The following is a 13,719-nucleotide window of genomic DNA, read 5'->3' as shown; positions in this document are numbered from 1 at the left end:
CTTCTCTCCTATCTTAAAAATTTTTATTTTTTTCAGCTAATCCGCTTTGCCAATCCACTAATATCGCATGATAAGCCTCAACCGGATCAGATGCTTGTGTAATCGGACGTCCGACTACTATATAATCACAACCATTCAAAGCGGCATCATAAGGGGTGGCCGTCCGTTTTTGATCATCACCGCCTTGATTCAATCGAATACCCGGTGTAACCGTGATAAATTCCGAACCAAATTGAGCCTTAAGCGCCTTAGCTTCTAGCGGTGAACATACAACACCATCTAGCTGAGCCATTTGAGTGAGCTTAGCCAAATGGCTCACACTTTCTTCCATACTAACTTCAACAAGCTGCTCTTCATGGAGCTGCTCCGAACTCGTTGAAGTCAACTGAGTCACCGCCAGTAACAAAGGACGGGCCTGACCCGCTTTGACCCCTTTATCAATTCCTTGACGAGCCGCTTCCATCATGGCTCTCCCACCCATCGCATGAACATTTAGCATGGCCACACCTTGCTTAGCTAGTGACTTCATGGCCCACTTGACCGTATTCGGGATATCATGCAATTTGAGATCCAGGAAGATCTCATGCCCTCGGTCTTTCAAAGCATGAATCATGGCTATTCCACTAGTGTAATAGAGCTCCATACCGATTTTGACATTAAGCGGTTCTTGAAATTGATTTAAAAAATCTTCTAACTGATCCATTTCTTGAAAGTCAAGCGCAATAATAGGCTTTTTCGGATCCATTATTACCATCCTTCCTCAAATTCCGATTAAAAAGAAAGAACCTACACACGTGTGCAGGTTCATAAAAGGACATAATCATCTGACCATAAACTTAGCAAAAAGTACCTATTTATCGTCAATATTTATATGGTAGCTTTCATGTTTCTCGAACACGTTTAAAGATCCCTTAATTTCTTATCTAAGGATACGAAGCTTTACCTAGAATGTCAAGAGAGGATTTGGAATACTTTCCAAAATCCTAAAAAACATTACATTCTAATATCACCAAATCCATCTAATTATAGGACGTTTTCAAATTTTTAGTCCCGTCCCAGTCCCAGTACCGGAACAATAAAGGTAAAAACAATCAATTAAATTTTAAAGAATCTTATCTTCCTTATGGAATCCTTAAATTTGCATTTTATACTAAGCTTAAAAATTAAGAGGAGGTTCATTTATATGGACAAATTGATATTAGAAACAAAAAGTCTTACTAAAACTTTTGGTAAACAAAAAGCAGTAGATAGTATTTCTTTAAAAATAAAAGAAAATTCTATATATGGATTGCTAGGACCTAATGGGGCTGGTAAATCGACTACATTGAAGATGATTACTGGAATGATTCATAAAACATCTGGTCAAATCTTTTTTGAGGGTCATGAGTGGAGTCGTGAGGATTTATCGGATATTGGTACCTTGATAGAGATGCCTGCCTTGTATGAGAATTTATCTGCGAGGGAAAATTTAAAAGTAAGGACACTTCTACTAGGACTTTCGGATTCTAGAATTGATGAAGTTCTGCAAATAGTAGGTTTAAAAGATACTGGCAAAAAGAAAAGTGGTCAATTTTCTTTAGGGATGAAACAAAGGCTAGGTATCGCCATTGCCTTATTAAATAATCCTAAGCTTTTGATTTTAGATGAACCAACAAACGGACTTGATCCACTTGGAATTCAAGAATTGCGTGATTTAATAAGATCTTTCCCAGAAAAAGGAATAACCGTTATTTTATCTAGTCATATTTTGGCAGAAGTTGAACAAACTGCTGATCATATTGGAATTATTAATAATGGAAAATTACAATATCAAAACATCATTAACCCTAATGATAATTTAGAAGAACTTTTTATGGATGTTATAAAAAATGGAATGCGGGTGTAAAAAATGATCAATTATATTCTTGCAGAAAATTTAAAACACAAGGGCACTTTTTTGAAGAAGTTATTAGTTATTATGCCAATATCTTTAATCTTGTTGTCACTCTTTCTTATGCCAAGTTATTTCACTATTAATTCCTATAACTGGTGGTATGTCATAATAATGCCAGCAACTTTTGCCTTAATACCAGCAATGATGGATAGAAAAGAAAGTAGAAAATTAAATTACAGAGCAGTTTTCCCTCTAAATATTAATCTCAAAAAGTTATGGGTTTCAAAAATAATTACAGCATTTATTTATATGGGTATTGCTACTATGATCCATATGCTGGGAGTATATATTTTTCAATTTTTCCTTGGAGGGCAATTGACTCCAAACTATACATTTTCAAAATTGTTATTTGCAAGTTTCTTACTAATAATAACTAATATTTGGCAAATCCCTCTATGCTTTTTCTTAGCAAAAAAATTTGGCTTTATCGCAAGTATTGCATTAAATGCAGTATTAGGGTTAGCTTTAGGAATCTTGATATCTGATAGTGCTTTTTGGATTTATTGTCCCTATTCTTGGGGGATTAGATTAATGATTCCTGTTATGCATATTCTACCAAGTGGTATTTTAATAGAAGCATCAAATCCAATGGTATCAAACACATCGTTACTTATTCCTTGTATTTTATCTATATGTCTATTTACCTTACTAACAATGATAAGTGCAAAATGGTTTTCAAAACAAGAGGTAAAGTAATGATAAATATAATAAAATCAGAAATATACAAAATTAAAGGCACCTGGCTTCCTTGGATTCACATAGTCTTACCTATAGCCTATTCTTTACTATTTTATGTGGCATTAAAAACCACAGGATTAAAAAATTTTGAAGAAAGAGATATAATACAAACTTATTTTGTACTTTTAGGAGCGGTAATGCCAATAATATTAAGTTTGATAAGTTCAAAAGTAGTTGATATGGAAATGAGTGCTGGGAAATTTCAAGTGCTTTTATCTACTACAAAATCTAGAAGCAAAGCCTATATAGGAAAACTCCTTGTATTAGAATTGGGATTTGTTATTTCTCTTGCTTTAGCTATTATAATTTTTGCAATATTAACACGATATCAAAATATCTCAGATTGGCTTATTGAATTTTTTTTAATTCTTATTAGCAGCCTTTCTCTATACATGATTCATCTTTGGGTATCAATCGTATTAAGTAGTGGTGCATCTATTGGATTAGGTTTTCTAGAAACAATGTTTGCTTTACTTTCAATGACTGTCATCGGTGATAATATTTGGTATTTTATACCTTGTACTTGGGGCTCCAGGCTTCCTGCGATGTATATAATGATGGGCAAAGCTTTAGATTCTTCCTATTTTTATAAAGAGTTTAGGCTGTGGGGTATAATAGCATCCTTTATTATCTTAATCCTATTTATTTCCTCAATTATTTGGTTTAATAAGTGGGATGGGAAATCTGTTAGTGAATAAAAGTTTTTAATTTAAAATTAGGGGGTGATAAAATGTCTTTAATTCTTGCAGTTGATGACGAGCTAGATATGCTTGATCTAATAAAAAACATTTTGAAAAAGAACAACCATCAAGTCGATGTATATCAAAATCCTTTAGAGATTGATAATAGTAAGCTTAGTAAATATGATTTGATTCTACTTGATGTTATGATGCCAGGTATTGACGGAATTAGTTTCTGTAAGGATATTCGAGCTAAAGTAGACTGCCCTATTCTTTTTTTAACGGCAAAAACTATGGAAGAAGATATAGTTGAAGGCTTATTAATTGGAGGAGATGATTACATCACAAAACCATTCGGTGCAGCAGAACTCCTAGCTCGTATAGAGGCACATTTAAGACGAGAAAAAAGAGAACGACACACTAGTTTAAATCTTGGTGAAATTCGATTTGATTTATCTTCAAATGAAGTTTTTGTAGGAGATGAAAAAGTTCATTTAACAAAATCCGAGTATCAGATTTCAGAATTACTAGCAAAAAGAAAAGGACAAGTATTTTCAAGAGATCAAATATACGAGCTTATCTTTGGATTTGATGGTATAGGAGATGCATCTGCAATATCAGAACATATAAAAAATATTAGGGCAAAGTTTCAAAAACATGGGAAAAATCCAATTGAAACAGTATGGGGAATCGGATATAAATGGAATTAATATCAAAAGGTCAATCTCTTAAAAATATACTTTTTAAATATTTGTTAAGTATTGGGCTAGGACTAGCAATCTCCGTTTTATTAATCCTAGCTTTTATATCCGCTTCTTATCAATTTAAGTGGATATTTCCAGCAAACCATACTGAGAGTTTAATTCTTGAAAAAAGGATAGATATTTCCACTTCAAAAAATTTCGATAAATCATTGCTACCAAATAATACATCTTATCTATTTTTATCAAAAGACGAACAAGTTGTAGAAACAAATATGAATAAGAATATCCAAGATATAGCCTTTAACTATCATAAGGGTTCTGGTTATTCTAATGCCAATTTATCTTTTATTGAAATACAAAGATCAGATGGATATCTACTTGTAGCTTATAACCTAAAACCTTATTATAGAAACCCTTGGATGCAAAAGCATCTACCACAAATAAATATTTTATTACTAATTTTACTGATAATATTTTGCCTTATTAGTATTGTTACCACCACATTAATTTGGGCAAAGAAAATATCAAAAGAATTAAATCCTTTGTTAGAAGCTTCGGAAGAAATCGGGAAACAAAACTTGGACTTTCAAGTTAAAAAGTCAAATATCCAGGAATTTAATGCCATATTAGAAAGTTTAGAAAAAATGAAAGTAAGATTAAGTGAATCTTTAAGAACAAACTGGAGAGAGGAAGAGAAAAAAAGAAATCAGATTTCAGCATTAAGCCATGATATAAAGACTCCTCTTTCAATTATTAAGGGAAACTCAGAATTATTAGGAGAAACAAACCTAACAGAAGAACAGCAAACATATCTAAATTATATTAGAAAAAACACAAGCCGTATTGATAAATATATCCAAACTTTAATGCTTGTTAATAAATCTGATCAAGCAAATGAATTGAATTTTCTTGAAATTAAGACAGAAAAATTTGTCGAAAACATTGAAAAACTAGCTAAAGAATTTACATCAACTTATAAGTTAAATCTTTTAGAGGATATTAACTATGAGAATGGTATTTTAATAGTAGATTTGAAAAATTTTGAACGAGCCTTTCTTAATATTCTCAGCAATTCAAGAGAACACAGTCCCAAAAACTCAGCTATTGAGTTACTTATATGTTCCAAAGCTGATGAGCTTCAAATATCAATAGTAGACCAAGGGCATGGATTTACCAATGAAGACCTATTATATGCAAAGGATCAATTCTATCAAGGAGATAAAAGTAGACATTCAAAAGAAAACTATGGTATCGGATTATTTGTTGCCGAACAAATTATTAAAATGCATGGAGGAAGTCTTGTTTTAGAAAATAGAACTGATGAAAGTGGTGCTAAAGTCAGCATATTATTACCCGTCAAGAATACTCTTATATAGGGTATTCTTTTTTCATCTGATAAGTATCGGTTAATTTATATATATCATCAACAAATGACCTTTCTAAATTAGAAAAGACCATAACCAAAAAGTTACGGTCTTATTTTTGTCCCCATATAAGCCACTTGGAACTATTATTTTAATTATTCTTTTTAACTTCCAGTACAATTTGAGTACCAGTAGCCATTTTAGACAATTTTGCGACTATCCCCATCCTTCTTTTCCAAGCGTCCGATATATCCCAAACCATTCAAAATACTAGGTTCTATTTTTTAGAGTATCAGCAAATCCAGCTAATTATAGGACGTTTTCAAATTCTTAGTCCCGTCTCGGTACCAGACAATAACTCTATAATAATTTTAATTAGGTAGTTTTTTGATGTCTAATTGGTTTAATTTTTCTAAAGATAAGAGTTGTGTCTTCGCAAGATTTCTAAGTTCAATCATTCTATCTCTTTGCTCTAATCCTTTTTCAATTAGAATTGCATTGTAGGATTCCATATTAGCAAGTACTAATAGTTCGTTAAGACTTGCATAGTCTCTCATATTTCCTTTTAATTCGGGATTTTCTTCACGCCACTATTTTGCTCTTTTATTAAAAAGTGCTACATTAAGCATATCCGCTTCACTGGCATATTTAAAGGATAATTGTTCGTTGGTCAAATCTTTTAGGAGATATTCTTTAATTGCATCTGTATGAATTTTATAATTTATCTTTGATATTTCTCTATGAAGGTTCCAAGTTAATGATAATTTTGAGTTTTCATCTTCTTTTAGTCTTTGATAATCTTTTATTATATAAAGTTCAAACTCTGCAGATATCCATGAAGCAAATTTAAAAGCTATATCTTTATGAGCATATGTGCCACCATATCTACCCAACTTTACAAATAAGCCTACTGCATTAGTGGTTTTCTGCCATTTTTGAGGTGATAAAGTAAAAGCGTTACTACCAGCCTCTTTTAAATACCCCTCGAATTCGAGGGGGTTAAAATCCGGATTATTTAATTGCTCCCAAATACCAAGATATTCTATTGTATTATAGTTTCGCATCCAATTTGAAACAACTACATTGGGTTCTTCCTTGTTTTTATATTTTGCTATATCAGTAAGACTTATATAGTCATTTTTAAAATCTTCTGTGTAAACCTCAATATCAAAGCCTTTAGCAGAAATTTTTTCTTTTTTAATTTTTGACAATACACTCCCTCCTTATCCTGGTTTAATCTTTATTACTTATATAACATAAAAAAATAGCCCGGGAACCATATGCTTCCTAAGCTAATCTCATGGTTAAGCAATATATTCCAAACCACTAATTATCAAATTTCATTGTCACTTTGTACCCATCCCTATAATTTCTATCTTTTATTATACCTTATTTGACCTTTGTTTTGCTATACATTCGGATTTTATCTTAAAAGCTCTATCACTTTCTTTTCGGCCTTATTCAAATCAACACTCAAATCGACATTTTATTGTCGTATTATTTATTTGTTTGCTAAGTTATATAAAATATTTACGCAAAAAGACCGCAGCTTGAAACTACGGTCTAATTTTTTGTCCAAATGTAAACCACTTGGAACTATTATTTAGTTTATTCTTTTTTACAAATATTCCCATTTTAATCCCAATTACAGTTATTAATCTTCTGTAACTATTGATTTTACAAGTTTTTTGTTTTTTGAGATTATTCCCATTCTTCTTTTCCAAACATTCGATATATCCCAAACCATTCAAAATATTAGTTTCTATTTTTTCTTGTTTCACTAAATCCACCTAATTATAGGACGTTTTCAGATTTTTAGTCTCGCCCCAGTACCGGTACCGGATAATATAACCTATTCTAAAAGTCGGCTTGTTTAATGGATTTAGATTAATTTACTTATAAACGTGATATAATATTATAGAAATACTGCACAAAGTAGAAGATTAATTTGAGATGGATTATGGGATTTTCCTATGATAAATTATGGAAAAAATTAATAGATGAAAAGATGAATAAACTAGACCTACAAAAAGCCATAAACACAACTCCTCATACCATAGCTAAAATGGGACTAGATGAGAATGTGAGTATGGAAATACTTGGTAGGATATGTAGGTATTTTAAATGTGATATATCGGAAATATTGGAGTATAGAAATGAAAATACTAATGATTGAAGATGACAGCACAATTGCCTTTGCTGTTAAAACTTACTTAAACAAGCATAATATTGAAACGATTATTTATAACAACCTTTCTCAGGCAGAAAATCTTAATTTTAATGATTTTGATTTAATTCTTCTTGATGCTAATCTCCCAGATGGGTCAGGCTTTAATTTTTTAAAGTGGCTAAGAGAATTTTCTGACCTTCCTGTAATAATGCTTACTGTAAAAGACGAAGATGAGTATGTAATAAAAGGTCTTTCCCAAGGAGCAGATGATTATATTACAAAACCTTTTTCTCTCCCTGTTTTAAAGGCGAGAATAGACAATGCTTTTAATAGAAAAATTAAAAAAGTGAATGAGCTGACTTTTGAAAATTTATCTTTAGATCTTATATCAAAACAAGCTTCGATAGATGGAAAAGATTTAGACCTTAACTTAAAAGAGTTTGCTATATTGGAAATGCTTTTAGAAAACCAAAATATAAATCTACTAAGAGAGCGAATTTTAGATTATGTTTGGGGTTATGATTTTTATGAGGTAAATGACAATACATTAACTGTCACCATAAAGAGACTCAGATCTAAACTTGGAGATTATGGTAATCATATAAAAACAATAAGAGGAATAGGATATAGGTGGGACAATGAGTAAAAACAAAAATATTTTACTTGTCTTAATTTTAAATTTGATAATGTCTTTGTTTGTAATTTATCTAAGTCCAAGATTTGATATTCTAACACTTATTGGCTTTCTAGCTATAAATATAATTCTGTTTATAGTTATTTCAAAAATTGAAAAGAAAAAAGAAAAAGCTCTTGAGGATAAAATTAATAATATATTTAACCTACTACATTCGCTTGATATAAACTCTGATAATTACGAAATCATAGACGATGAATTTGGCAAACTCAGAGATGAGATTATTAAAATTATTATAGAAAACAAGAGAATAGCTGAAAATGCTGAAAAAAACAAAGAGATCTTAAGAGAATATACTGAAGACATTGCCCATCAAATAAAAACCCCTCTAACCGGATCTCTATTATTACTTGACTTATTAGATGACGAAAATGACACCTTTTCCGAAGAGTATATAGAAAGACTCAGAGATAATTTACTTAGACTCCACAACTTATCTGATATTTTATTAAAATTGGCAGCCCTTGATTCAGGTACAATAGAAATGACAAAAGACAGGATATCTGCTCGAGGATTAATTGAAGATATTATACAAAACCTAAAAGATTATTTTATCAATGTTAATATTGAAATTCCACTTGATGGAGATGACTTTTATCTTATATGCGATAAGAAATGGACCTATGAAGCACTTTTCAATGTGATGAAAAATGGTATAGAAGCTACAGAAGGTAGACAGATAGAAATCCAACTTAAAGAAACAAATCTATATAAAAGTATTTTTGTGGAAGATTTTTCTAAAGGTTTGGATCGTAAAATGTTAGAAAAAGTTTTTAAACGTTTTTATAAGCTGGATCCAAATTCAAAAGGTTATGGGATTGGCCTTCCTATGGCAAAATCTGTTATGGAAAGGCAAAATGGAGAACTTTTATATCACAAAGGGAAGAAATCAAATTCCTTTGAACTAAGATTTTATAACTGATTTAATTATGGCTGTGTAAATAAAGCACAGTCTTTTTTTCTAGTCACTTTCCAGTCACTTAAGTCTAATATCATCTAAGAAAGATAAGGAGGACTAAATATGAATATTGTAAAAACAGTAGATTTAACAAAAACTTACAATAGTGGAGTAGAAGTACACGCTCTATCAAATGTGAATTTTGAAATGGAGAAAGGAGATCTTGTTGCCATTATTGGAGATAGCGGATCAGGAAAGTCTACCTTGCTTCACCTATTAGCAGGAGTTGATAAACCAACAAGTGGGGATATTTTTATTCAAGATAAAAATATTACTAAGTTTAACAAAGATGAGATGACAATTTTTCGAAGAAGGAATATAGGCGTTGTCTATCAATTTTTTAATTTGATTCCAAACATCAACGTTCGAAAAAATATTTTACTTCCTCTTTTGTTAGACAATAAAAAGGCAGATGAAGAATATTTAAAGGAAATTTTATCGATACTAGGAATAGAAGGAAAGCTTGATAGGTATCCAAAACAATTATCCGGTGGAGAGCAACAAAGAGTCGCTATTGCTAGAAGTCTTATTACAAGACCTGCAATAATCTTAGCAGATGAGCCTACAGGAAATCTCGATAGAAAAAATTCTGAAGAAATCACAGGACTTTTCAGACTTGTAAATAAGAGATTAAATTCTACAATTATGATAATAACTCATGATGAAAAAGTAGCAAATTCTTGTGATAAGGTCTATAGAATGGTAGACGGTAGGTTAAATTTCTTAGGAGATGGAACTTATGAAAATTATTAATGACCTAGCTGATGGAGCTATAAAAAACAATAGGAAAGACAGTTTTGCTATTAAAATTTCCATACTTTTAGCGGTAATGTTATTAGGAACTGTAATTTTTATCTTCAACTCGTTAAAAACTGACAAGTATGAGTATGTAAAGAAAACTTTTGGAGATTATCATGTGAATATAACTAGAATTGACGAAGGTTTTTATGATAAATTAAAAAACAATAAAGATATAGAAAAAGTTTCTTTCAATAAAATAATAAAAACAGACTTAAATGCAGTTATATATGAAAATGGAGATCCTGCAAGTCTTTTAAGCTATGACATTAAGGAAGGAAAAAAGCCAGAAAAAGCAAATGAACTATTAGTTCCAGAGAGATTTTTAATAAAAAATAAAGAATATGATCTGGGTTCTGAAATAAATGTTCGTGATAAAACTTATAAAATAGTTGGTACTTATGATGATTTTAGCTCTTCATTTGAAGAGGCTATGTTTGTAGGTTTATCTGAAAGTGATGATAAAAAAGTCTTGTTTGAAAAAAATGATGGAATTGAAGCCCAGATTTGGTATAAAAATATAAGAGATGCTTATACAAAAACTAGGGAAATTTTATCAGAAATGAATATTGACGAGAACCATGCCTTAGACATTGGTAGAGTATTTTATAATAAAGATATCTTAGAATATAAAATGGTCTATCCAAAAGGAATTATTCCACCAAAAAGTGTTGTAAACTCAGCTTTAGAACAATATGGAGCAGCTTTCTTTCTTTGCCTACTTTTTGCTTTTATCATTTATGGGGCTTTTAATGTATGGAACAATAGGGATCTAAAGGAAATTGCTCTATTAAAAAGCACTGGGATGACAGATAAGCAGGTAAAGCAATTAATTCGAAAGAAAGCATTTAAACTTTCAACCTTACCAATAGCCTTGGGAACAATCTTATCTTTGGCTTCTGCAAATCTGCTCTTATATTTGATGTGGCTTAATAATACAAAATCTTATCAAAACATATCAAATATTTTAGGTCAAAGTGTAAAATCTATGGATTTCCATTTCATATTTCCAAGCCCTATATCTATTTTAATAATTGTTTTGTTATCCTTGATAATGGTGTATTTTTCAGCATTGATCCCTGCCAAGAAAAGTGCGAAGATAAATGTTATCGAAGGTTTAAATGGGATTACAGAAAAAAATATTAAATTAGGAAAATCAAAAATAAATGGACCAATAGAAAAGACTTTAGCAAAAGATTATTACAGGTCTTATCAATCAACCTATCGAATTATTGTAATTGCCATGGCTCTGTCTGCCTTGGTACTGACTAATGTTTTAGTAAGTCGGGCATATGGAAGTTTAGAGGAAAAATATAATAACTACCAAAGTCCTTACAATTTTGACTCTAGTATTTATATAGGTGATTTTTTGGATAAAAACTTTGTTCATGATATAGAAGAAGTTGAAGGCATAGACCAATTGCATGTATACCAAAGAGTTGATACAAAATTTTACCTTGGTGATAATAAGGACTTTATTTCTAAGGATTTAAATGAAGCTTTAAATAGCGGTAAAATACCGGAAGATAAATTATATTCCAATATATATGCCTTAACAGATGAGGATTTCGAAAAACTTTTAAAAGAAAATAATATTTCGGATGCAAAGTATTTACTACTAAATAAAATTCCAAAAGATAGTGGAAGTCCTTATTCTTTTAATGAATATATAAAAATTTCTGATAAGGATACTGGAAAAGTAACTTTAAAATATAATGCAGATGGTAAGTCCATGCCTATAAAAATAGATTCAAGTATCGATGAAATGCCTTATAATCTAGAAGCTTATAATGACAATCAAATATCTATCTTTACAAGTGAAAGTACCATGAAAAAATTTATTGATGAATATGGAATATATCAAGGCGACCCAGTTTATTATTACTTTGTAAAAATTAAAGCTGATAATAATAAAGAAAAAGTATTTGAAGATGCCGAAAAAGTTATTTCAAATTATGTTGCAAAATCTGACCATGGAACTTCCACAGAAATTCTAAAAGCAGCTATGGATAAAGAAGTAATAAGGAATGAAAGACTTCTAAATCTAGCTATCCAAATCATTCTTATAACGATTGCTCTTTCCAATGCCTATAATAGTTTTAAAGGCAACCTTAGAGCGAGAGCCAATGATTTTAAACTTCTATCAACAGCAGGCATGACAGAAAAACAAATGGAAAAGATGGTCTTTGGAGAAGGGAAGATATTGTTTAAAAATATTTTCTTAGCCTATCTCTTTATGTTCGCTATAGGTATTGTGTTAAGAGCCTATAAGAGTAACTATGAATTAGGATTTGCAATAAAAGGTTTGATAACAAATATGAATTATGTCCCTCTATTAATAGTATTTGTATTTATGATTGCAGGAGTTTTATTTGCAATAAAAAGTGGTTTTAAAACAATAAACGAAAACTCAGATAATACTTTCAAGAGTATATAAGAAAAAGGCTGTGAGCATTCAAATGTAGTGCCCCCAAAAAGTTGGACCAAAATCTAACTTTTTGGGGGCACTACACTATTCCTTGATTGTTAGTAGTTTTTATTCATCATAACTAAGATTACTTCTTAATCAACTAAATTCCTTAAATTTTATTCCAGTCCTTCGCTTCTAATTTTTTCAAATTATCCTTGTTAGTCCCAAAAATTTTTCCATTAAAAGGAATTTCATATCCTATTCTTTTTTCAATGTGAACTAATTCTATGATGGCTTTATTATTCTTAACTTCTACATCAAAAGAACTAATTTCATTCCATGGCATAAATAAGAAATCTCTTTTTAAAGAATTGCTTATTTCCTCTTCATGAATTCCTTTATTTGAAAAATATAAGATAAAAGTTCTATTTGAATCCAAAGTATAAAAAATATTACTAGCTATCAACTTAGCAAGACCTGTTCTTAAATTATTATGTTTAATTGCTAACAAGTGATTATCTAAATTACCGAATTCATTATTAATTTTTTCATTTATCTCATTATTATCATTAAATAAAAGTCCCATATTAAAACCTCCTTACTTAAAAATAAATACTTCTTTAATATCTTTATTTAACACCTTGCATATTTTATAGGCTGTTTCAAGAGTTGGACTTATTGTATTATTTTCATACGCCATTATTGACCTTCTTTTCATACCAACAGCTTTAGCAAGTTTATGTTGGGATAGTCCAAGCTCCTTACGAAATTCTGCAATTCTATTCTCAATTACTACCTCCATATAATCACTTCCATATATACTTATAATACAAATTCATAGCATAACCAATGTATAGATCTCCAATTTTATACCTTTGCAAATAACAGCGCATCACAATTCTTACCTTAAGTCATTTATATATGGTTACATTTATAGTACCACGGCGTTGTTTTTTGTCAAATCATTTTACTGACTTCTTTTATAATAGCCATTAAAATATTCACCACAACAGAATTACTAGTCTGCTTATTAAAGAAGGAATACAGACTAAAGAAATTCGAAACCGGTTGGACCATAAAGGTGTTCAAACGATTCTTAACACCTATAGCCACTTGTGGGAAGGTGCGGATGATGAAGCATCTGACTTACTTTCTAATTTAAATAGGAATTAAGTGGGTTTATAAACAAAGAGCCTCGCAGTTGCTTTTATATTAGCAATTGCGAGGCTTTTATAGTTTATTCCCATTCTTCTCATCAAGCCGCACAATG

At 30.5% G+C, this 13,719-nt stretch carries 14 protein-coding genes and 1 pseudogene; 10 read left to right on the top strand and 5 right to left on the bottom strand.

Going from position 1 to position 13,719, the window contains the following annotated elements; all coding sequences use genetic code 11:
* Nucleotides 1-13: 13 nt before the first annotated feature.
* Nucleotides 14-745 (bottom strand): orotidine-5'-phosphate decarboxylase, encoded by a 732-nt coding sequence (pyrF, locus tag HMPREF2758_RS06250; RefSeq protein ID WP_006908601.1) that lies wholly within the window; start codon nucleotides 743-745, stop codon nucleotides 14-16.
* A 438-nt stretch (nucleotides 746-1,183) separates the two neighbouring features.
* Here pyrF and HMPREF2758_RS06245 point away from each other — a divergent pair, with 438 nt between their 5' ends.
* From HMPREF2758_RS06245 to HMPREF2758_RS06225, 5 genes are read left to right on the top strand one after another with little or no spacing between them, the layout of a single operon-like run.
* Nucleotides 1,184-1,885: a lantibiotic protection ABC transporter ATP-binding protein gene (locus tag HMPREF2758_RS06245; RefSeq protein WP_070609649.1), complete on the top strand. Its 702-nt coding sequence runs from the start codon at nucleotides 1,184-1,186 to the stop codon at nucleotides 1,883-1,885.
* Nucleotides 1,886-1,888: 3 nt separating this feature from the next.
* Nucleotides 1,889-2,629, top strand: coding sequence for a lantibiotic immunity ABC transporter MutE/EpiE family permease subunit (locus HMPREF2758_RS06240; RefSeq protein WP_070609648.1), 741 nt, complete (start codon nucleotides 1,889-1,891; stop codon nucleotides 2,627-2,629).
* The gene (locus tag HMPREF2758_RS06235; RefSeq protein WP_070609647.1) at nucleotides 2,629-3,369 is read left to right on the top strand and encodes a lantibiotic immunity ABC transporter MutG family permease subunit; all 741 of its coding nucleotides are present in this window, start codon (nucleotides 2,629-2,631) and stop codon (nucleotides 3,367-3,369) included. Before HMPREF2758_RS06240 ends, HMPREF2758_RS06235 begins: the two co-directional genes overlap by 1 nt.
* Nucleotides 3,370-3,401: 32 nt before the next feature.
* Nucleotides 3,402-4,061 carry a response regulator transcription factor gene (locus HMPREF2758_RS06230; RefSeq protein WP_070609646.1) on the top strand — a complete coding sequence of 220 codons (660 nt, stop codon included), beginning with the start codon at nucleotides 3,402-3,404 and terminating at the stop codon, nucleotides 4,059-4,061.
* Entirely contained in the window at nucleotides 4,052-5,431 is a 1,380-nt protein-coding gene (locus HMPREF2758_RS06225; RefSeq protein ID WP_070609645.1) for a sensor histidine kinase, read from the top strand. The genes HMPREF2758_RS06230 and HMPREF2758_RS06225 overlap by 10 nt, the downstream gene beginning before the upstream one ends.
* 359 nt (nucleotides 5,432-5,790) lie before the next feature.
* Here the strand turns inward: HMPREF2758_RS06225 and HMPREF2758_RS06220 are convergent.
* Nucleotides 5,791-6,630 (bottom strand): annotated as a pseudogene (locus tag HMPREF2758_RS06220) (KilA-N domain-containing protein).
* A 345-nt stretch (nucleotides 6,631-6,975) separates the two neighbouring features.
* Nucleotides 6,976-7,200 (bottom strand): hypothetical protein, encoded by a 225-nt coding sequence (locus HMPREF2758_RS06215; RefSeq protein WP_070609644.1) that lies wholly within the window; start codon nucleotides 7,198-7,200, stop codon nucleotides 6,976-6,978.
* A 179-nt stretch (nucleotides 7,201-7,379) separates the two neighbouring features.
* On the opposite strand from HMPREF2758_RS06215, the gene HMPREF2758_RS06210 reads away from it, so the two are divergent.
* From HMPREF2758_RS06210 to HMPREF2758_RS06190, 5 genes are all read left to right on the top strand, one after another.
* Complete coding sequence (locus tag HMPREF2758_RS06210) at nucleotides 7,380-7,595, top strand: helix-turn-helix domain-containing protein (RefSeq protein WP_070609643.1); 216 nt, start codon at nucleotides 7,380-7,382, stop codon at nucleotides 7,593-7,595.
* The gene (locus HMPREF2758_RS06205) at nucleotides 7,576-8,235 is read left to right on the top strand and encodes a response regulator transcription factor (protein WP_070609642.1); all 660 of its coding nucleotides are present in this window, start codon (nucleotides 7,576-7,578) and stop codon (nucleotides 8,233-8,235) included. Before HMPREF2758_RS06210 ends, HMPREF2758_RS06205 begins: the two co-directional genes overlap by 20 nt.
* Nucleotides 8,228-9,205 (top strand): sensor histidine kinase, encoded by a 978-nt coding sequence (locus HMPREF2758_RS06200; RefSeq protein ID WP_070609641.1) that lies wholly within the window; start codon nucleotides 8,228-8,230, stop codon nucleotides 9,203-9,205. The genes HMPREF2758_RS06205 and HMPREF2758_RS06200 overlap by 8 nt, the downstream gene beginning before the upstream one ends.
* Before the next feature lie 99 nt (nucleotides 9,206-9,304).
* Nucleotides 9,305-9,994 (top strand): ABC transporter ATP-binding protein, encoded by a 690-nt coding sequence (locus tag HMPREF2758_RS06195; protein WP_070609640.1) that lies wholly within the window; start codon nucleotides 9,305-9,307, stop codon nucleotides 9,992-9,994.
* The gene (locus tag HMPREF2758_RS06190; RefSeq protein WP_070609639.1) at nucleotides 9,981-12,476 is read left to right on the top strand and encodes an FtsX-like permease family protein; all 2,496 of its coding nucleotides are present in this window, start codon (nucleotides 9,981-9,983) and stop codon (nucleotides 12,474-12,476) included. Before HMPREF2758_RS06195 ends, HMPREF2758_RS06190 begins: the two co-directional genes overlap by 14 nt.
* 142 nt (nucleotides 12,477-12,618) lie before the next feature.
* Here HMPREF2758_RS06190 and HMPREF2758_RS06185 read toward each other — a convergent pair whose 3' ends face one another.
* Entirely contained in the window at nucleotides 12,619-13,035 is a 417-nt protein-coding gene (locus tag HMPREF2758_RS06185) for a histidine kinase (protein WP_070609638.1), read from the bottom strand.
* 12 nt (nucleotides 13,036-13,047) lie between these two features.
* Nucleotides 13,048-13,251 carry a helix-turn-helix transcriptional regulator gene (locus HMPREF2758_RS06180; RefSeq protein WP_006908593.1) on the bottom strand — a complete coding sequence of 68 codons (204 nt, stop codon included), beginning with the start codon at nucleotides 13,249-13,251 and terminating at the stop codon, nucleotides 13,048-13,050.
* Nucleotides 13,252-13,719 lie beyond the last annotated feature (468 nt).

The organism is Facklamia sp. HMSC062C11 (assembly GCF_001810675.1).
Classification (GTDB): domain Bacteria; phylum Bacillota; class Bacilli; order Lactobacillales; family Aerococcaceae; genus Facklamia; species Facklamia hominis.
This window is presented reverse-complemented; position numbering and strand designations above follow the sequence as displayed.

Coding starts and splice junctions, on each gene's coding strand:
- pyrF (WP_006908601.1), bottom strand. CDS start 745: ATGGATCCGAAAAAGCCTATTATTGCGCTTGACTTTCAAGAAATGGAT.
- HMPREF2758_RS06245 (WP_070609649.1), top strand. CDS start 1,184: ATGGACAAATTGATATTAGAAACAAAAAGTCTTACTAAAACTTTTGGT.
- HMPREF2758_RS06240 (WP_070609648.1), top strand. CDS start 1,889: ATGATCAATTATATTCTTGCAGAAAATTTAAAACACAAGGGCACTTTT.
- HMPREF2758_RS06235 (WP_070609647.1), top strand. CDS start 2,629: ATGATAAATATAATAAAATCAGAAATATACAAAATTAAAGGCACCTGG.
- HMPREF2758_RS06230 (WP_070609646.1), top strand. CDS start 3,402: ATGTCTTTAATTCTTGCAGTTGATGACGAGCTAGATATGCTTGATCTA.
- HMPREF2758_RS06225 (WP_070609645.1), top strand. CDS start 4,052: ATGGAATTAATATCAAAAGGTCAATCTCTTAAAAATATACTTTTTAAA.
- HMPREF2758_RS06210 (WP_070609643.1), top strand. CDS start 7,380: ATGGGATTTTCCTATGATAAATTATGGAAAAAATTAATAGATGAAAAG.
- HMPREF2758_RS06205 (WP_070609642.1), top strand. CDS start 7,576: ATGAAAATACTAATGATTGAAGATGACAGCACAATTGCCTTTGCTGTT.
- HMPREF2758_RS06200 (WP_070609641.1), top strand. CDS start 8,228: ATGAGTAAAAACAAAAATATTTTACTTGTCTTAATTTTAAATTTGATA.
- HMPREF2758_RS06195 (WP_070609640.1), top strand. CDS start 9,305: ATGAATATTGTAAAAACAGTAGATTTAACAAAAACTTACAATAGTGGA.
- HMPREF2758_RS06190 (WP_070609639.1), top strand. CDS start 9,981: ATGAAAATTATTAATGACCTAGCTGATGGAGCTATAAAAAACAATAGG.
- HMPREF2758_RS06185 (WP_070609638.1), bottom strand. CDS start 13,035: ATGGGACTTTTATTTAATGATAATAATGAGATAAATGAAAAAATTAAT.
- HMPREF2758_RS06180 (WP_006908593.1), bottom strand. CDS start 13,251: ATGGAGGTAGTAATTGAGAATAGAATTGCAGAATTTCGTAAGGAGCTT.